Origin of the sequence: Pseudomyxococcus flavus (assembly GCF_050038885.1) — a bacterium.
GTDB lineage: Bacteria > Myxococcota > Myxococcia > Myxococcales > Myxococcaceae > Myxococcus > Myxococcus flavus.
In genome coordinates, this window is sequence record NZ_CP143624.1 from 6,060,544 (window position 1) to 6,078,475 (window position 17,932).

The window sequence follows — 17,932 nt, forward strand, 5'->3', positions numbered from 1 at the left end:
AGCGGGACCTGGTCGAGCCGCTGCTTCGGCTCGACCGCGGTGCAGCCGCCGACGTCACGTGCGCACCTCGGCGCGGGCCGCACACGTTCGCGCGCCGGGCAGCAGGCTGGCGAGCTTCAGGTCAAGTATCGGTGGCCCGGAGCGGAAGGACGGCGCGGAGCCGCGCGTCGCGCAGCCAGAGCCCCAGCCAGAGCAGCGTCGCGATGTAGACGGGGAAGAGCAGGTGGGTGAAGAGCGGGTTCCCGACCCGGACGTGGGTGGCAACCGCGCCCCCGAGGTAGCCCGTCCAGAGGATGGCGCCGAACACCGAGAGCCGGGGCGTGAGGTACACGGCCAGGCACGCCAGCTGAACCACCCCCAGGCCGAAGAGGACGCTCACGGGGTAGCCAAGCTCCACCGTCCCCTGCTGTGCCTCTGGAATCTGGAGCAGCTTCCCAACGGCATCGAACAGCAGGAAGAGGACGGCGATGCCGCTCAGGATGCGCCCCGTCCACAGGGCCTTCTTCGAGGAGGGCCGGGGGCCCGTCTTCAGGCGGGGGGCGGGGGCGTGGTGATGCAGCTCGGCGTGGGTCGTCGCGTTCATGGGGTCCTCCGTGGAGTGGATTCGAGGGTTGGACCGCCATGGCCGGCGAAAATCATCGGTGGGCCGGAAAAAAGATTCGCGGGTGGTTTCAGGCGGCCCCACTGGCACTCCGGGCAACGGAGGTTGGAAGCCGGGCGCCGCGCCTGGCCGCCTCGCCACGGTTCAGCCACCACTCGGTGATGAGCAGTGGAACGACCCAGCCCAGCCAGGTGGACAGTCCGGCGACGGTCCAGGTGAGCATCTTCTCGCTGCCCTCGAAGGTCGTGTCCAGCTGCGGCGAAAGGACGAGGAAGCCCACCACCCCCCAGAACCGGTTGGTGATGATCGACGCTGTGAGCGCGAAGCTGCGAAGCATCCACTGGCGGTGCTCGATGTACTGGCGCCGCCGTGCCCTCCGGTAACCGGTGACCGTGAAGAGCAGCCAGAGCAAGGCCATCAGGACCGTGCTCACCTGGGCCAGCGGCCCGAAGGGGCTGAATGCGCCGAGGGGCAGCGCGGTGAGGCCGGCGGGGAGGACTCCGCCAAAGACATACACCCTGCCGATGTGCCGGTGCGCCACCGGGTAGCGCCGGCGGAACCAGGGCCATACCTGCGGAAGGGTGGTCAGCAGCGCCACGGCGCCGAAGACCACGTGCACGACCAGGAGCGGGTAGTGCGCCGCGAAGTCGTCCGGTTGCGGTACCCGGGACTGCTCTGGCTCCAGCGACAGATAGGGCGGAAGGGAGAGCGCGACGAAGAGGACCGAGACGAACGCCAGCGGCGCAATCCAGGGCCGTTGCCACCACTTCGGCCGTCCAGGTGGCCGGCCCGTCGGCGCGGTGGGATGGGGGGACTCCTGCTGTGCTTCCGTCATTCCGGGCTTGGTCAGCATGGGCGGCTCCTACAGGGCCTGGCGCTCGGCACGGCACCGATATGCGTACAGCATACGCATTGCGTATGGCATACGCAATGTGTACGGCGCACGCCGATGTGGGATGCTGTCGTCGTTCGCAGCGGACAGGAGTGCGGGATGGGCAAGAAGACCGACGACGAGCTTCCGCGCAGTCTCGAGGTGCTGTGGAAGCGGACCGAGCGGCGCCCGCGAGGCTCCACCCAGGCGCTCAGCCTGGACCGGATCGTCGCTGCGGCCATTGAAATCGCCGACGCGAATGGCCTCCACGCACTGTCCATGGCCCGTCTTGCCGAGCGGCTCGGGTGCGCCACGATGTCGCTCTACCGGCACGTCGCGAGCAAGGACGACCTCTTGGTCTTCATGCTCGATGCCGCGCCGGGGAAGCCGCCCGTCATCGACGTTGCCATCCATGGCTGGCGCGGCGGCCTGGAGCGCTGGGCGCGGGAGTTGCGGGCGGTCTACTTCCGACACCCTTGGATTCTGCAGGCCACCATGGGGCGGCCCCCCTTGGAGCCAGGTCAGCTCGCCTGGGCCGACTGTGGCCTCCGAACCCTGGCCGATACGGGCCTGAGCCCGGACGAGAAGCTGGCGGTGATACAGCTGGTCCTCAGCTACATTCGTGGTGATGTCCAGCTCCGCCAGGGGCTGACGATGACGAACGCACCGTCGTCATCATGGGACAGCCGGGAGACCCAGGCCTGGTACGGACGGACGCTGGCCAGGCTGATCGACGCCGAGCGATTCCCCGCGCTGGCTGAGCTTTCCGCCGCGGGCTCCTTCGAGCCGAGTGACGACGACGCCGACGGAGTCGCCGACTTCGACTTCGGGTTGGCGCGAATCCTCGACGGGGTCGGGATGCGCTTTCACGTTCGCTAGGCCAGGTTCTGGCCGGCGCGCTGGACGGGAAACCCAGAGCCGCGGGGGCTCGCTGTTACGGAATGCCCTGCCTCATGGCCGCGCGGGCAAACATGCGCGCGAGCCAGGCGTCTCGGGTCGCGATGCAGGCTCGCGCCAGGTCGGGCTGCGGGGCGATGTCATAGAAGCCGTGGAAGGCCCCGCCCCAGACGTGCAGCTCGCACTCGCCACCGGCCGCCAGGATTCCGCGGGCATAGGCGACGGCTTCATCGCGAAACGTCTCCGCGCCCCCGACGTCGATGAAGGTCGGGGGCAAGCCCCCCAAGTCGGACGCGCGCGCGGGTGCGGAGTACGGGGACACCTCCGGGCCGCCGCAGCGGTCTCCCAGCACGGCTCGCCAGGCGGTCAGATTGCTGGTGCGGTCCCAGACTCCGACGCCATCGTACCGATGGGCGGACTCCGTCTCGTTCCGGTCGTCCAGCATCGGGCATTGCAGAAGCTGGCCCAGGAGCTGGGGGCCGTGCCGGTCCCGCGCCAGAAGCGTGGTTCCAGCCGCGAGGCCTCCGCCGCCGCTCCCACCGAAGATGACCAGCTGGTTCGGATCGAAGCGCAGCATGTCGGCGTGTGCCGCCATCCAGCATGCCGGCTGGGCTGGGGCACGCGCTGCTCGGCGCTTCAAGTTCTCCAGTCCTGCTGGGTGATGAGCCGCGCGCCCCTCTTGGAGAACAGGTAGCTCCACGTCCACTCCAGGAAGACCGTCACGCGGTTCTTGAAGCCAATCAGGTACAGCACGTGGATGAAGAGCCACGCCAGCCACGCGATGAAGCCCGTGAGCTTCAGGGCGCCGGTCTGCGCAATGGCCCGGTGCTTCCCGATGGTCGCCATCGACCCCTTGTCCCGGTATCGGAAGGCCTCGCGAGGCTTGCCCTCGACCGAGCGGGTGATGTTGCGCGCCGCCAATTTCCCGGACTGGATGGCCGCGGGCGCGAGACCCGGGATGACCTGGCCCTCGACTTCGATGTGCGCGACGTCGCCCACGGCGAATGCCTCCGGGAAGCCGGGAATGGAGAGGTCTCCGGTCACCTTCACCCGGCCGGCTCGGTCCAGCTCCACCCCGAGCACCCGGGTGAGCCGCGCGGCTTCGACGCCGGCACCCCAGAAGACGCTCCGGGCCACGATGCGCTCGTCGCCGAGCTGGACGCCTTCCGCGTCGACTCCGGTGACGCGCGCCGAGGTGCGGACCTCCACGCCCAGCTCCATGAGGTCCCTGGTGGCGCGCTGGGAGAGCTCCTCCGAGAAGGCGGGCAACAGCCGCGGTCCCGCCTCCACGAGCACGACGCGCGCACTGAACGGGTTGATGCGCCGGAAGTCTCTCACGAGCACCGTGCGGGCGATGTCGGCGATGGCCCCCGCCAACTCGACGCCCGTGGGGCCACCTCCTACCACGACGAAATTGAGCAGGGCTCGCTGGCGCTCGGGGTCCAGCTCGTTCTCCGCCAGCTCGAACGCGGACAGGATGCGTCGGCGAATCTCCGTGGCCTGCTCCAGTGTCTTGAGTCCGGGCGCGAAGGGCTCCCAGTCATTCCGCCCGAAGTAGCTGTGCTGGGCCCCACAGGCGAGCACGAGGTAGTCGTAGCCCACGCGCACCTCTCGCCCATCCTCGCCTGCCTCCACCCAGCGCTCCTGCAGGTTCACCTGCCGCACCTGGGCCAGGTGCACGCTGACGTTCGGCACCCCGGTGAACTGGGCGCGAATGGGCACGGCGACATCCGAGGGCCGGAGCCCCGCGGTGGCCACCTGGTAGAGCAGCGGCTGGAAGAGGTGGTGGTTCCGCTGGTCGAGCAGCGTGACGTATAGCGACGCGCTTCGCGCCAGCTCCTTGGCGGCGGTGAGCCCCGCGAAGCCACCCCCGATGACAATGACGTGTTTACGTCCAGGCTCGAGCGGGGGCGTGATGAGCGACATGGCTGAAGCATCCTCTGGCGTCGTGGTGGATTCGTGGCCGCGTCGTATGTAATCCGGGGTGCAGATATCCTGCATGCTGGACATTCGTGGGATTGAAACCACTTAGAAGCTGGCTTGCGCGGACCTCCTCCGACGGTGTCCGGCGCGGCGCGTGCTGACGGGAGCGGCCCAGCTCCTGGACTGTTCGAGAGGGAGCCTGCCGCTCACGTCCAACGCAGCGGCGCCGGAGCACTCCTGCCTGTGCCTCATCATGGGGCTCTCGGGATGAGATGGGAGGGAGCGGAGGAATGAGCTGGGGTGCTGCCACGCCGCGGCCACGGCGTCCCAGGGGGCAGGGGAATCATGGACCTGGCCACCGCGCTCCGCTTCTTGTTTCGCCAGCGCGCAGGGACGGCGGTGGCGGTCGTGGTACGGCCTGTCGTCGAGGCCACGTCGTCGCGCGTCCGTCCACGTAGCGGCGAAGCCGCCAGAAATCGCATGCACGGGGTGAGGGTAGAAAATCCCGGCCTCCGTTCATGAGGCCAGGTGCGCACGACAGCCCGTCATGTCGACGGCTGCGGGGCCGCCCCCTCAGGGGCTCATGATTTCGCATGTACATTCCTGCACGCGGCTCACCGTCGCGTCGCTGCTCGCGTCAGCCTCGACGGCCCTGGCGCAGTCACCGTTCCCCGGGGCCCCCGCGGACCGGCCCACGGGAACCTCCTGGCGCATCGCCCGTTCTGTTGCCAGCACCTTCGTGAACGGTGGGCGGTTCCTGCTGTCCGCGGAGCGCCTCACGGGCGCGGACACGCGGCTGCGCGTCATCGCCCGGGATGCAGCCCTGACGTAGTCGTGCGGTCTCCCGGGAGCGCGGAACGCCTCGCCTCCCGGCAGATGCCTCGATTCCGCCACCACACTTGCCGTGGGAAGGAACTTTCGATGACCATGAGCGCACTTCGGAGGAACTCCCACGTGGAGCCACGACACAGGCCAGCGCAGGCCATGGGCGCTCTCCCCGCGGGCGAGCTGGAGCAGCTCCGCAAGGACCTGGCCCGCGCCGTGGCCCGGGTATGTCCATCCCGTCTGGCCGACCGCCGCGACGACCTGGTGCAGACGGCGATGATGCGCGTCATGGAGCTGCAGCGGCGCGACCCCGACCGCAGCCGGCTGTCCTCCGCCTACCTGTACCGCGTCGCGTACACGGCGCTGGTGGACGAGCTGCGCAACGTGTCGCGCCGCCGCGAGGTCGACCTGTCCGAGGTGGAGTCCCTGCCCGAGCAGCCGGTGGCCTCGAGCGACCCGGAGAAGGCCGCGGGCGGTGCCCAGATTGCGCAAGCCGTGCGCGACTGTCTGCGGAAGCTCGTCCAGGACCGCCGGCTGGCGGTGACGCTGTACCTGCAGGGCCACAGCGTCCCGGAGGCCGCGAGGCTCCTGGGCTGGGATGACAAGCGCACCGAGAACCTCATCTACCGGGGCCTGAGCGCGCTGCGCCTGTGCCTCGCCACGAAGGGATTCGAGCCGTGAGCGAACGAGGACGCGACGACACGAAGCCCGATGACGCCGTCGTCGAGCGCCTGCGCGCGGCGGTGCGAGACGAAGACCCGGTGGAGCCCGCGGGGGAGCCGGTGGACGCGGACCTCGTGTGGCGCGCGGTCAGCGGTGAGCTGCCCGCGGAGGAGCGCCGTGTCGTCATCGAGCGCGTGGCGGCGGACCCGGCCTGGGCGGCGGCGTGGCGGCTGGCGAACGAGCTGACGCGCGCCGCCTCGGAGGCCGAGCCTCCCGCGGAGCGGCTTGGAGAGGGCGCACGCGCCCGGCGCGGCGCGGGGGCTGCACGCCAGGGGCGCCGCTTCCGCTTCGCGTGGAGCAAGCCCCTCTGGGGCGCGGTGGCGACGGCGGCGCTGATGCTCATCGTCGTGGGCGTCGCGATGCGCGACGAGCCGGAGCAGCCGCGGCTGCGCGGCGAAGACACGGCGGCGGTCGTCTCGAAGGTGCCGGAGGCGTTGCCCCTGAAGCGCGACGACTGCGTGCTGCGCTGGAGCGGCGGCCCCGAGGGGACGCGCTGGTCGGTGCGGCTGTCCACGGAGGACCTGAGCCTGGTCCACCGCGTGGACTCGTTGGAGAGGCGCGAGTACCGGGTGCCCGCGGAGGTGCTGGCCCCGCTGAAGCCGGGAACGAAGCTGCTGTGGCAGGTGGAAGCGCGGCTGCCGGACGGGCAGGTGCTTCGTGGCGCCACGTTCGTCAACCGGCTGGAGTGAAGCACGCAGTCCGAAACAAAAGGGGGACACCGATGAGACAGGAGCTGAGCATGAAGACACGACAGTGGATGCGAGGAGGACTGCTGGCGCTCCTGGTGGGGGTGTATGGCGCTGCCGGGCCTGCGTGGGGACAGTCGGCCTCCGTCACTCGCGCGGCGAAGACGCAGGACAGCTTCGGCGAGGCGGGTGACCGGGTCGTGGCCTCGGTGGTGGAAACGGGAGCTCGCACGGGCGCAAGGCAGCTCGTGACGCTCCAGCTCGTCAACAACGATGGCGTCGTCGTCGCGGAGACCTCGGGCGTCGTGGACCCGGACTCGCCGCTGCGCTTGAACCACCGGGCGCCCACGGCGGCCCCGCTGTTCGCGCGGGTCATCGCCACCGTGAGCGGGTCGTCCCTCTCCGCGGCGGTGGTGACGGTGGAGCGCTGGGCCGCCGCGGACCCGACCGCCTGGACGGAGCCCCTCACGTGCTACTTCGAGCTGAATCCGCCAGCCGCAATGCCCAGGCCTCCTCCTGTTCCGCCCGGGCCGGTGACGCTCAAGTGCGAGCCCATTGTCCCGCCGCCCCCGTCCACCGACTGACGTGACGCGCCGGACGCATCCGTCCGGGAGCAGCGGCACGGGCCTCCTCGCCGTCCTGGTGGGGGCCATGCTCGTGGTGTGTCCAGTCTCGGCCCTCGGGGGCGCACCGGGCCACCCCAGGTCCCCCACGCTCGTGGAGTGCCGGGAGCGCTTCGCCGCGCGACCCGAGGGGCGTGAGACGGCGATGTGCTTCTTCCAGTGCGCCCAGGTGGCCTCCGCGCGTGACGCCGTCCAGCGCGAGCTGGCGGCCCTGGAGGAGCGCCATCCCGACCATGGCTGGCTGCCCCTGGTGCTCGGGCACGTGAAGCACCTGACCGACAGCAGGGCGGCGGAGGGGCCCTATCTCCGGGCGGCGCAGACGTTCCGCCGGGTCCAGGACGCGGAAGGGGAGGTGCTGGCGGGCATCAACCTGCGAGTCATCCTCCTGGCCCAGCGCCGCACCGAGGAGGCCCGGGAGTGGACGCAGCGGGTGGTCGAGGTGGCGAGCGCCTCCGGTCGTCCGGACCTCCATGCGCGCGCGCTCATCGTCCAGGCTGGTCAGCACTACGAGGTGGAGCTCGACCTGGGCCGCGCCTTCCGTGTGCTCAAGCGCGCCGAGGCGCTCGTGTTCCCGGACGGCGCGGATGGGCTGAAGAAGCAGTACCTGACCGTGCTGAGCACCGTGAGCCAGCGGCTGGGCCGGCTGGAAGAGGCCTTGGATGCCAACCATCGCCTGGTGTCGCTGGCCGAGCGCACGGGAGACATCTTCCTGGAAGCGCAGGTGCGCTTCACGCTCGCTGACATCGCGACGCGGCGGCTGGAGCGTGACCACATGCCGGGAGACCGGGCGCAAGCGCTGGGCCTGGCGCGGCAGGCGCTGGCCGCCGCGGAGCGGTCCGGGAGCCCCACGTTGGAGGCCTGGGCCGTGCGCCTCATGGCGGACCTGCTGGGGGACACACCCGAGGAGCGCCGCGAGGCCGATGCGCTCCTGGAGCGCTGCATGGCGCTCGCGGAGGTGCTGGACTCGAACGAGCGGCGGTTGACGTGTCTCTGGACGCGGGCGGAGCGGCGCGCGGGCGTGGAGCCGGCCGGGGCCCTCCAGGACTCGGCCGCATCGCTGCGGCTGGCCTCCGAGGCGAAGGACCCGATGCTCCTCGCCCTGGCCCTGCGCGGGCGCGCCACGGTGGCGTACCGGACGCAGCCCCTGCCCGAGGCGCTGGACCATGCCGAGCGCGCCCTGGATGCGCTGGAGGCCCTTCGCCAGACGCAGAGTGATGCGTCCAGCCAGGCGGAGCTGTTCGCGACCTGGGCCCGCGACTACCACCGGCTCGCCGGTTGGACGCTGGAGGCCGGCGGCGCGACAGGTGGGCCCGCCTCGCTTCCTCCCAGGGCGGCCCTGGCGCGGGCCTTCGCGGTGAGCGAGCGACTCCGGGCGCGGACCCTGCTCGATGCACTGCTCGCCTCGCATGCGCTCGCCGACGCGGAGGACACGCCGGAGCGCCGGACGCAACGGGGCGCGGTGCAGGCGCAACTGGTGGCGGTGCAGCGGCGGCTCCTGGACCCGTCGCTCGTTGGCGCGGGACGGGAGGACACCCTGAAGGAGCTTCAGGAGCTGGAGCGGCGCGAGCGGGACCTCCGCCCCGTGCCCCGCCACGGCGCACCGGAGTTCGCCTCGCTGGAGGCCGTCGAACAGGGGCTGGGGGAGGACGAGGCGCTGCTGGCCTTCCTCGTGGGAGATGACGAGGACCACTCAGGCACTTCGGTGGGAGGTGCCTGGGTGCTCGTGGTGACGCGGGCGGGAACCCAGGCCCACCAAATCCCCGAGCGCACACGGCTCGTGGCGGCGGCCACGCTGTTCTCCGGGCTCGTCGAGCGGAGGGATGGCTCCGAGCTTGGCGCGGCGGTGGCCCTTCATGCCCAGCTCCTGGGGCCGGCACTCGCGGGACTGCCACCCACGGTGCGGCGCTTGCTGCTGGTGCCGGACGGTCCGCTCCATGACCTGCCCTTCGCCGCGCTGCGGGAGCGTCGGGACGGCCCGCCGCTGGTGGCCCGCTACGAGCTGGCGCTGGTGCCCTCGGCCAGCCTGTGGCGGCACTGGCGCGGACAGGCGCCGCATGCGCCCGGAGGCGAGGCGCTGGTGCTGGCGGACCCCGAGTGGACCTCGCGGCAGGGCATGTCCCGGCCCTCGGCACGCTCCCGGGCCGGAATCTTCGCCGAGGCCGCGCAGCTCGGCGCGCTGCCCGAGGCCCGCCGCGAGGGGCTCGGCGTGGAGGAGGCGCTGCGAGACACGCACGTCATCCCCCGGCTGTGGGTGGGCACCGAGGCCTCCGAGCACGCGCTCAAGCGCGCGGACCTGTCGCGGGTCCGGGTGCTGCACCTGGCGGCGCATGCGGTGGTCGACGCCGAGGCCCCGGAGCGCTCCGCGCTGGTGCTCGCGCCGGGCACGGAGGACGAGGACGGCATCCTCCAGCCGCGTGAAATCTCCCAGCTGCGCCTCATGGGCTCGCTGGTGGTGCTGTCCGCGTGCCGCAGCGCCTCGGGCGCGGTGTTGCCGGGAGAAGGCGTGCTGAGCCTCTCGCGCGCCTTCTTCGAGGCGGGCTCTCGCGCGGTGGTGGCCAGCCTGTGGCCGCTGCGTGACGACGAAGCGGCGGACCTGATGGAGCGCTTCTATCTGCACCTCTCCAAGGGCTTGAGCACCTCGGCGGCGCTGAGGGCTGCCCAGCTCGAGGCCATCAACGAGGGCCTGCCACCGGCCGCGTGGGCGGGGCTGGTGGTGCTCGGGGACGCGGCGCTCGTGACCACCGCGCCTCGCGAGGACGGCGCGTCCCTGCCCGGTGCGGCCGGAGCGCTGGCCGTCATCGCCGTGCTCCTCGTCCTCATGGGCCTGGGCTTCGGTGCGTATCGAGCCTGGGGGCGGGGGGCGCCATGACGCAAAGCATCACATGCGAGTGCTGAACAGCGCACCACCTGGGGCTGCGTGCAGGCACGGCGGTGGAGTACAACCGAAGTGTTGAGGGGCTCGAACGCAGGCGTCCTGCGCTGTGAGCCCCCGCGCGGAAGGACATCACGCCATGAACGTTACCCGCTGGTTCGGACTCGCTTCCCTGACGCTGCTGCTGGCCTCGAACGCCCTGGCCGAGGACAAGGCCCCCGCCGCGGCGAATGCCGCCGTTGGCCGGTGGACGACCATCGACGACGAGACGAAGAAGCCCAAGTCCGTCATCGCCATCTACGAGGAGAACGGCAAGCTGTACGGGAAGATCGAGAAGCTCTTCCGCGACCCCAAGGAAGACCAGAACCCCGTTTGCGACAAGTGCGAGGGCTCGCTGAAGAATCAGCCCATCATCGGGATGACCATCCTGCGCGACCTGAAGAAGGATGACGACGAGTGGTCCGGCGGCACCATCCTCGACCCGGCGAACGGCAAGACCTACAAGTGCAAGGTCGCCGTCGAGGACGGCGGCAAGAAGCTGAAGGTCCGCGGTTACATCGGCATGTCGCTGCTGGGCCGCACCCAGCACTGGGTCCGCGCCGAGTAGTGCCGTAGGGGGCCGGCGGAAGCGGGCGCCACCCGCTTCCGCTCGCCGAGCCTACCGCGAGCCCTGCTGCGCCTCTCCCGCACGGCGCGTGGACCCGGGCGCCAGCGGCGTCGGAGCGCCCTGGGGCCGCGTGGTGGGGCGGGTGGAGGCGCCGCCGCCGGGACGCAGCGCGTTCTGGCCCAGGCGCGAGAAGTTGATGGACTTGCTCAGGATGCGCACCGCCTCCTGGTCCGCGTGGAAGCCCATGGAGTTCTCCGCCTCCACGAAGTCCAGGTAGAACTGGGCGCGCTTCTGCAGGTCCCGCGCCCCGGCGAGCGCGTCCTCGGGCAGGCCGGCCTTCTGCGCGGCCTTGATGTCATGGATGAGGTCCACCAGGGCGTCCATGGCGATGTTCCGCGTCTCGAAGGTGCGCGTCTGGATGGTCTCCGCGCGCTGGAGCAGCTCCGCCTCGCTCCACTTGTGGCACGTCTGGCACGCGCGGTTGATGTTGAGCAGCGGGCTGCGCACGTGGTGGTCGCTGACCTTCATGGCCCCTTCGCGCACGAAGGGCATGTGGCAATCCGCGCAGGCCACGCCGCTCTTCGCGTGGATGCCCTGGTTGTACAGCTCGAACTCGGGGTGCTGTGCCTTGAGCACCTTGGCGCCCGTGAGCTGGTGCGTCCAGTCCGTGTGCCCGTCCTCGTCGTAGTAGGCCATGATCTGATCGATGTTGATTCCCTTGGCCCAGGGGTACGTGAGGCGCTTCTCCTTGCCCTTGAAGTAGTACTCGACGTGGCACTGTCCGCACACGTACGTGCGCATCTCCTGGCGGGTGGCATCCCGGTTCACCTGGAAGTCGGGCACGCCCTGGCTGGCCTTGAGCGCGGCGATGCCCTCGATGAAGCCAGGCCGGGTCACGCGAAGCTGCATGGTGGTGGGCTCGTGGCAGTCGATGCAGGAGACGGGGTGCTCCACCTGCTTGCGCGCCTCCATGAAGGGCATCTGGTTCATCTTCTCGAAGCCCTTGATGAGGTCGCCGTCACCGAGCTTCTTGTAGGGCACGTACACGCTGGCGTGGCAGTGGATGCAGGTGCCCGGCTGCTGCGTCACGTGCTGGCGCTCGGTGTAGACTTGGTCCTCCAGCATGTGCGCGTGGCCGCGCTCCTCGCGGAAGTCGGTGGCGAAGGCGTAGCCGCTCCACATGGTCACCAGCCGAGGGTCCTCTTCGAGCCGGCTCTGCGCCACCACCGTGCGCGGGTCCGCCTGGGAAGGCGTGCGCGCCACGGCTTCACTGCCGCCATAGCGGGTGCGCTGCTGATCCACCGTGCGCTTGTAGCTGTCGTATTGCAGCGGGAAGTTCCTTCCCCACACCTCGGGGTCGGTGATGGTGTCGTCGAGCTCCACCACCCGGTAGAAGGGATTCTTCGCCTCTTGCTTGCGCTCCATGATGTTGACCAGGAGCGCGGTGACGCCCGCGGCGGCGAGGGAGGCCGCCACCGCCACGGCCATCACCAGCCTGGCGCCGCTGAAGCGCTTGGGCTTCTCGGGCTCGGTCATCGTGCAACCTCCTGACGGATGAGCTCGGGGTTCCCGGTGCCTTCGGGGTGCCCCACGGAGTTGTGGCAGGTAAGGCACTGCAGGGAGTCGTCGTGGGCGGCCGTCTCGTGGAGGGCCTGCGGTGTTTCAATGGTCTCGACGAGGGTGGCGTGGCACTTGCGGCAGGCGTCCTCCGTCACCCGCCGGTTGCCCGGGCGGATGCGGATGGGGTCCGGGAAGGTGCCGGTGGTGAAGTAGAAGGAGTGCCAGAAGCCGTTGCTCGCCTTGTTGAGGTACTTGGGCACGAGCCCGGCCGGCGTGTGGCAGTCATTGCAGGTGGCCACCGCGTGGTGGCTGCTCTTGCGCCAGCCCTCGTACTGCTCGGTCATGATGTGGCAGTTGGCGCAGGCGGCTGGGTCGTCCTGCAGGTACGCCGCGCCCTTGGCATACGCGAAGGTGTAGCCACCGATGCCAATGGCCGCGCCCAGGGCAAGCCCCAGGACCACTGCCAGGAGGGTTCGGGAGGCCGAGGACACGCGGACACCGTAACAACGTTTGCCCAAACGGGGAGTCCCCACTCACGTGCTCGTGGAGGATTTCACGCGGTCTGGCGATGGCGCCGGCAGCGTCATTTCTGCGCCGCCGCGGGAGGGCGCGCAAATTCTGCGCGCGGCACGCTCGCGGTGCGAGCGCCGGGCCGGAGCCTCGAGCACGCGAGGCCCCGGCCCGGCGCTTCAGGCCCGGCTCAGTCGTAGTACGGAGACAGGGCCACCGAGATGCGCGTGACCAGGTCCTCGGTCAGCACCTGCTCCTCTGGTGGCAGTGAGGGCGCGCTGGCGCTGAGCGTGTCCCGCAGCTCGCGCAGCAGCAGGTATGCGCCGAGCGACTGCTGCGCCTCGAGGACGTCCACCAGGGTGCGGCGGGATGCGTGGCTGCGCACGCCGTCCGTGTTGAGGATGATGGCCTTGATGTCCGTCAGCATGGGCGTCAGGAGCTCGGGCGAAGGAGGCGGGTCGCTGGTGAAGTTGCCCCGGCTCGACGCCGGGTCCAGGTACAGCCGCTGGAAGATGCGCCGCGTGAGCTCGTCCGCGCGGGCCGCGTAGTCCGGCCGGGCGTCCGGGGGAATCACGAGCGGCGGGCGGAGCTTCAGCATGGCCAGCTCGTACGCCGTGGCCTGGCTCACCGGGTCCGTGATGCGCAGGAACCCCAGGTACGGAGACGTGACGTAGTCGAAGTAGGACTGCAGGCGGGACCAGGGGAGCGGGCTGTTCAGCAGGTAGTCCTCGTGCCCCTGGAACACGGGGCCGTGGTGCAGCGTGAGCGAGTCCGCGAACCGGTCATACGTGGCGCAGTACGGGTCGACGCGGCGGTCCTCATCCGTGCAGAAGGCATCCGTCATGGGCACCTCCGCTGACAGTCCGTAGAGGTAGCGGATGGCGCGCACGTCGTACACGCCAGGGGCATCCATGAGGGCCCGGTCCTCGTCGAGCAGGTAGTCCATCACCGTCGTGGAGACGGGGCTGTTGGGGCTGCCGTCATGGATGCGCGAGCCGGAGAAGTTGTGGCGAAGGCCCAGCGTGTGCCCCACCTCGTGGAGCATGACGTGCGTGATGAACGCCTCCACCTTCTGCTTCCGGGTGAGCGCCGAGAGTGCGGGGTGGCCCGAGGCCTGGATGCGTGCGCGCACCTGGCGCGGGTCGGAGGCGCTCAGCTCACAATGGCGCCCGCCCTCCATTCCGGACCAGGACAGGCGGAGCCGCGGCTGGGGTGGCTCGGGGGCCAGCGGGGCGTCGCCCTCGGCGAGCGGGGCATCGTCCGTGTACGCGTCGACCGCGAACAGCAGCCAGCTCACGGGATAATAGACGCTGGCTCCGCGAATCTCTCCGGTCATGGGGTTGCTGCGCCAGTTCGCGAAGGCCATGGGCATCAACTCGTCCGTGTCGAAGATGACCACGTTCCGGTCGTCGTCCGCGAAGTCCTGGATGCCGCCGCCGACCACGGCCTCGAACACCGGGAAGCCAAACACGGCGTTCCAGCCCTCAATGCCGCGCTTCATCGCGCCGACGACGTCATAGGGCTGGAGGCGAGGATCCTCCTGCGCCGCGAGGACGGTGTCCATGATGTGCCAGCGGATGGGCTTCATGCCGGGGTGGACGTTCCATTTCAGGGCCACCTGCTCGAACTGCTCCGCCGTCGTGTTGGGGACGAGCCGCCGGTCGCTGCGGAAGTAGAGCTCCCGGGGCGGCAGCGGGGTGGGGGTATAGCCCGGGCCCTCCGCGTACTTGCGCAGGGAGATGCCCAGGGTGCCCGCAGTGCGGAAGGCATTGTCCTCGCCATAGTAGGACGCCCACTCGAAGGGGAGGTCGGCATAGCCGGTGAACACCTGCTCGTAGGCGACGCCGTCGGCGAGGCGCCGGAAGCGCTGCGCGAAGCTCAGCTCCACCTGGAAGTGGACGCCGTTCTGGCCCACCCGGTCGCCCACGACGCCGTAGCGGTTGAGGCCCGCCGCGGGGTCGATGAGCACGTACTGGCTCGCGCCGGGCAGCCGATTGAAGGGGCGATGGTCGGTGACGATGGGATAGGCATCGACCAGGATTTGCGGGTCGAACACGTCGCTCATCACCTTGCGCTTGTCGACGTCGAAGACGAACAGCTTGCCGTTCTGCTCCTCGAAGCTCACCACCCGGCTGCCCAGCACTTCGCCCGCGCGATTGCCCACGCCTCCGGGGTGGTACTGCTTGGCGAACGCGGTGAGGAACCACTTCTGGCGCAGCTCGCTGCGCCGGATGGCCAGGTAGAAGCTCTTGCCCGCGTCGTCCACCACGCCGCCGAGCTTCTGGTCCACCTGTTGCCGTTGCGCCGGGCTCACCTCGCGAGGGATGGCAACGAAGTCACCCGTGAGCTCCATGGCGAGCTCCGGCCCGGGGGCCTCCGGCGCGGGCGTGGACGGCGCTTGGACGTCGCCACCGCAGCCGGCGCCCAGGGCCATCGTCAGGGACAGCGCACCCCACCAGGCGCGCTGCTTGCGTGCACTCCATATGAACATGCCGTGCTCCAGACAGCCGGATGGAGGAATTTCCATCCGGTGTCGGAGCAACGGACCGCTCTCAGCGCGTCCCTCAGGGGAACGCGCGCCGAGCGGAATACCCCTCACCGCGCAACGAAAGGGCGCTCGGATGAGGTGGGACCCGCGGCGTTATTCGTAGGTGGGCAGGCAGCGGTTCGATTGCCAGACACAATGCCAGTTGCCAGTGGTGGCCTGATTGCACGTCGTCTGGGTCTTGTACCTGGCACAGAAGCATTCCCAAGCATTGCCGGTGCACAGCGCACCCTGCTCCGATTCGAGCAGGGCCTCTTCCTGCTGCGCGGCATCGACGCCACCACCACATGCGGACAACCCCAGGAGCGCTACCAGCACGGCAAAGCGACGCATGATGACCTCCGTGTCGTGAGGGCGAGCCTCGCCCTCGGGGAGTGCAAACCTTACCCCGACGCCCTGGTGCATGCCGCGAACAGCGACGCCTACGGCCCCGTCAAACGGCTGAGCGTGAAGGGGGGACGGTTCCAGGTCCCTCCGGGAAAGCTCAGCGCCGTGGTCGCCGTCATGCTTCCTGGCACACCCGCCGAGCCACTCACGGTGACGGTGCCCGCGCTCGTGGCCGATGTCGACGGTGTGCCAGTGCAACCCGGGCAGAGATTGGTGCCTGTGATGTAGTTCATCGCAAACGAGAGCGACGTGGAGGTGCTGGTCACCACGCCCTGGAGCCAGACGGGATTGCTGCCCTGGTAGGCGGTGACGTTCGCGACGTGGGTATTTCCCTGTGTGTTGAAGCTGATGCCCCAGCCAGGCTGAGCGGCGTTGTGCCAGGCGCCATTCAGGTTCATCACCGAGCTGCCACTGCCATAGCTCAGCGGCTGGATGGGCTCGTTGCCCGACAGTGAGCCCATCGTCCAATAGAAGCGCCACTGGCCGCTGACATAGGCGAGGCGCGTGGTGCCCACCGTCGACAGCGTCGCGGTGGAGCCATTCCACGAGGCCTTCAACAGGTCACCGCGCCACTCGCCAGGCTCCGCGAAGAGGTAGCTCTGGTACCAGGTGGGAACGCCAGCGGCCGTGTACGTGTACCAGGTGATGAAGATTTGATCGACGGCGAGATGGTGGATGTCCAGGCCATTGCCGCTGCGCGCCGGGTTGTACCAGGGGCCCTTCGCGGGGCGAGCCGGAAGGTTGGTGTAGACGGCCGCCGCGGCATTGATGCGGCCCGTGCCGCAGTTGCTGCCGCAGCCCGCCACGGCCGTCGCGGTGCTCTTGATCCGCGCGGTGACCTGCGCCGGCGTCAGGGAGGGCTTCTGGGAGAGGATGAGCGCGGCGAGGCCCGCGACATGGGGCGCCGCCATGGACGTGCCACTCAGGTAGCGATAGCAATAGTCGCCAGGAAGGAGCGAGCCGCCGGGCTTGCTGATGGCCCAGGTGGAGAAGACCTGGTCCGTGCCGGAGTAGGGGTCGTCCGGATTCGGGTCCTCGGGGCAGCCGAAGCCCTGGCCATACAAGCTGGAGCTGGCCGTGCCACCCGGCGCAATCACGTCAACGCGGGAGCCCCCCGTGCTCCAGCTCGCGCGCGCGCCTGTCTGCGTGCTGGCGCCCACGGCGATGACGCCGGTGCAGGACGCAGGTGTCACATGGGCCGCCTGGAATCCCACCGCGCCATCATTGCCTGCGGCGGCGACCACCACCACGCCCTTGCCAATGGCATAGTTCACCGCGCTCTGGATGTCCGGATAGCTCGAGCAGGGATACGTCCAAGAGGGAAAGAGGGGGTCGAAGGCCGTGCCAAAGCTCATGTTGATGACGCGCGCGCCATTGTCCGCGGCGTACCGGATGGCTTCATCCACGGCCGACATGGTGATGTCGTCGGAGGCGTCGGAGACCTTGACAGGCATGAGCTGGCAGCCCCAGCAGACGCCGGCGCCCCCAATGCCATTGTTCGTGCGCGCCGCCAGGATGCCTGCCACGTGCAAGCCATGGTGCCAGGCGCCGGTGTCGTAGGGGTTCGAATCCCCCTGTCCGAAGTCATAGCCCGTGGTCCAGACGCCGCTGAGGTCCGGATGGTCCAGCCGGCCACTGTCCAGCACGGCAATCTTCACGTTGCCCGTGACGGTGTTCCAGGCCGTGGGCAGGTTGATGCTCGGATAGTTCCACTGGTGTGAGTACATCGGGTCCGTCGGCGTGGCAAAGAACGCCATGTAGAGGTTCTCATGCGCGTACTCGACGTCCGGGCTCTTGCGAAGCTCCGCGATGGCCTCCAGGGTGAGGGCCTCTTCTTCGGCAATGGAGGCCGCAGCCTTGGCCTGCTCGGGCTCCAGGGACACCACGTCGGCACCGCTGGACAGAGCTTGGACGCGCTGGGATTTGAAGCCGCGTACCGAGGGAATCGTGCCCGCCGCGAGGCTCTGGGAGGAGTCCTTGAGCTTCACAATCGCTTGAAAGGGGACGAAGCGACGAGGGTTCTTCCGCGGCGCGGAGGATGCCTTCGGGACGTCGGTCGCTGACAGGGACGCAGCTGGCGCGTGGGGCGGGGTGTCGTCGACGGGCTCGGCACCACAAGCGTTGAGCAACAAGGACGTCAACAGGACGGGGAACAGTCCTGCTCGGACGGAATTCTTCACGCGGCCTCCGAATGCGATGGATGGGAGGCCAAACCACGACAGGGTTATGTGAAGTGCGTCAATGAATGATGTGGCAATTGTTGTTTAGATTGCATGCGTTGATGGGGTTGCATTTGGGGCGC

The 17,932-nt window shown here is 69.5% G+C and carries 15 protein-coding genes and 1 pseudogene; 7 read left to right on the forward strand and 9 right to left on the reverse strand.

Features of this window, described 5'->3' with window-relative positions; translation table 11 throughout:
* Positions 1–121 precede the first annotated feature (121 nt).
* Positions 122–583: a DoxX family protein gene (locus VZL07_RS25590; protein WP_426750291.1), complete on the reverse strand. Its 462-nt coding sequence runs from the start codon at positions 581–583 to the stop codon at positions 122–124.
* 88 nt (positions 584–671) lie between these two features.
* Positions 672–1,454: a DUF2306 domain-containing protein gene (locus tag VZL07_RS25595; RefSeq protein ID WP_426750292.1), complete on the reverse strand. Its 783-nt coding sequence runs from the start codon at positions 1,452–1,454 to the stop codon at positions 672–674.
* A 138-nt stretch (positions 1,455–1,592) separates the two neighbouring features.
* On the opposite strand from VZL07_RS25595, the gene VZL07_RS25600 reads away from it, so the two are divergent.
* A complete protein-coding gene (locus tag VZL07_RS25600; RefSeq protein ID WP_426750293.1) occupies positions 1,593–2,351 on the forward strand; it encodes a TetR/AcrR family transcriptional regulator in 759 nt (252 codons plus the stop codon).
* Between the two features lie 55 nt (positions 2,352–2,406).
* Here the strand turns inward: VZL07_RS25600 and VZL07_RS25605 are convergent.
* Together VZL07_RS25605 and VZL07_RS25610 are read right to left on the reverse strand one after the other, a co-directional pair.
* Positions 2,407–2,967, reverse strand: a pseudogene (locus tag VZL07_RS25605) (alpha/beta hydrolase fold domain-containing protein); the annotation flags it as partial.
* 38 nt (positions 2,968–3,005) lie between these two features.
* Entirely contained in the window at positions 3,006–4,295 is a 1,290-nt protein-coding gene (locus tag VZL07_RS25610; RefSeq protein ID WP_426750294.1) for an NAD(P)/FAD-dependent oxidoreductase, read from the reverse strand.
* A gap of 580 nt (positions 4,296–4,875) precedes the next feature.
* On the opposite strand from VZL07_RS25610, the gene VZL07_RS25615 reads away from it, so the two are divergent.
* From VZL07_RS25615 to VZL07_RS25640, 6 genes are all read left to right on the forward strand, one after another.
* Complete coding sequence (locus tag VZL07_RS25615) at positions 4,876–5,124, forward strand: hypothetical protein (RefSeq protein WP_426750296.1); 249 nt, start codon at positions 4,876–4,878, stop codon at positions 5,122–5,124.
* 122 nt (positions 5,125–5,246) lie between these two features.
* Positions 5,247–5,798 (forward strand): RNA polymerase sigma factor, encoded by a 552-nt coding sequence (locus VZL07_RS25620; protein ID WP_426750297.1) that lies wholly within the window; start codon positions 5,247–5,249, stop codon positions 5,796–5,798.
* Positions 5,795–6,529 (forward strand): hypothetical protein, encoded by a 735-nt coding sequence (locus tag VZL07_RS25625; RefSeq protein ID WP_426750298.1) that lies wholly within the window; start codon positions 5,795–5,797, stop codon positions 6,527–6,529. Before VZL07_RS25620 ends, VZL07_RS25625 begins: the two co-directional genes overlap by 4 nt.
* A 50-nt stretch (positions 6,530–6,579) precedes the next feature.
* The gene (locus VZL07_RS25630) at positions 6,580–7,110 is read left to right on the forward strand and encodes a hypothetical protein (RefSeq protein WP_426750299.1); all 531 of its coding nucleotides are present in this window, start codon (positions 6,580–6,582) and stop codon (positions 7,108–7,110) included.
* Between the two features lie 67 nt (positions 7,111–7,177).
* Entirely contained in the window at positions 7,178–10,018 is a 2,841-nt protein-coding gene (locus VZL07_RS25635; RefSeq protein WP_426750300.1) for a CHAT domain-containing protein, read from the forward strand.
* Between the two features lie 142 nt (positions 10,019–10,160).
* Positions 10,161–10,628 carry a DUF2147 domain-containing protein gene (locus tag VZL07_RS25640; RefSeq protein ID WP_426750301.1) on the forward strand — a complete coding sequence of 156 codons (468 nt, stop codon included), beginning with the start codon at positions 10,161–10,163 and terminating at the stop codon, positions 10,626–10,628.
* A 51-nt stretch (positions 10,629–10,679) separates the two neighbouring features.
* On the opposite strand, the gene VZL07_RS25645 is transcribed toward VZL07_RS25640, so the two are convergent.
* The 5 genes from VZL07_RS25645 to VZL07_RS25665 form a co-directional block, all read right to left on the reverse strand.
* Positions 10,680–12,164, reverse strand: coding sequence for an ammonia-forming cytochrome c nitrite reductase subunit c552 (locus VZL07_RS25645; RefSeq protein WP_426750303.1), 1,485 nt, complete (start codon positions 12,162–12,164; stop codon positions 10,680–10,682).
* A complete protein-coding gene (gene nrfH / locus VZL07_RS25650) occupies positions 12,161–12,679 on the reverse strand; it encodes a cytochrome c nitrite reductase small subunit (RefSeq protein WP_426750304.1) in 519 nt (172 codons plus the stop codon). The genes VZL07_RS25645 and nrfH overlap by 4 nt, the downstream gene beginning before the upstream one ends.
* Before the next feature lie 209 nt (positions 12,680–12,888).
* Positions 12,889–15,189, reverse strand: a complete 2,301-nt coding sequence (locus VZL07_RS25655; RefSeq protein WP_426750305.1) for a zinc-dependent metalloprotease — start codon at positions 15,187–15,189, stop codon at positions 12,889–12,891.
* Between the two features lie 150 nt (positions 15,190–15,339).
* On the reverse strand, positions 15,340–15,576 hold the full coding sequence (locus VZL07_RS25660) for a hypothetical protein (protein ID WP_426750306.1): 237 nt from the start codon (positions 15,574–15,576) through the stop codon (positions 15,340–15,342).
* Positions 15,577–15,665: 89 nt separating this feature from the next.
* A complete protein-coding gene (locus VZL07_RS25665) occupies positions 15,666–17,810 on the reverse strand; it encodes a S8 family serine peptidase (protein WP_426750307.1) in 2,145 nt (714 codons plus the stop codon).
* Positions 17,811–17,932 lie beyond the last annotated feature (122 nt).

Bases quoted from the DNA above. Each gene is read 5' to 3' on its own strand.
- VZL07_RS25590 (WP_426750291.1), bottom strand. From the start codon at position 583: ATGAACGCGACGACCCACGCCGAGCTGCATCACCACGCCCCCGCCCCC.
- VZL07_RS25595 (WP_426750292.1), bottom strand. From the start codon at position 1,454: ATGCTGACCAAGCCCGGAATGACGGAAGCACAGCAGGAGTCCCCCCAT.
- VZL07_RS25600 (WP_426750293.1), top strand. From the start codon at position 1,593: ATGGGCAAGAAGACCGACGACGAGCTTCCGCGCAGTCTCGAGGTGCTG.
- VZL07_RS25610 (WP_426750294.1), bottom strand. From the start codon at position 4,295: ATGTCGCTCATCACGCCCCCGCTCGAGCCTGGACGTAAACACGTCATT.
- VZL07_RS25615 (WP_426750296.1), top strand. From the start codon at position 4,876: ATGATTTCGCATGTACATTCCTGCACGCGGCTCACCGTCGCGTCGCTG.
- VZL07_RS25630 (WP_426750299.1), top strand. From the start codon at position 6,580: ATGAAGACACGACAGTGGATGCGAGGAGGACTGCTGGCGCTCCTGGTG.
- VZL07_RS25635 (WP_426750300.1), top strand. From the start codon at position 7,178: ATGCTCGTGGTGTGTCCAGTCTCGGCCCTCGGGGGCGCACCGGGCCAC.
- VZL07_RS25640 (WP_426750301.1), top strand. From the start codon at position 10,161: ATGAACGTTACCCGCTGGTTCGGACTCGCTTCCCTGACGCTGCTGCTG.
- VZL07_RS25645 (WP_426750303.1), bottom strand. From the start codon at position 12,164: ATGACCGAGCCCGAGAAGCCCAAGCGCTTCAGCGGCGCCAGGCTGGTG.
- VZL07_RS25655 (WP_426750305.1), bottom strand. From the start codon at position 15,189: ATGTTCATATGGAGTGCACGCAAGCAGCGCGCCTGGTGGGGTGCGCTG.
- VZL07_RS25660 (WP_426750306.1), bottom strand. From the start codon at position 15,576: ATGCGTCGCTTTGCCGTGCTGGTAGCGCTCCTGGGGTTGTCCGCATGT.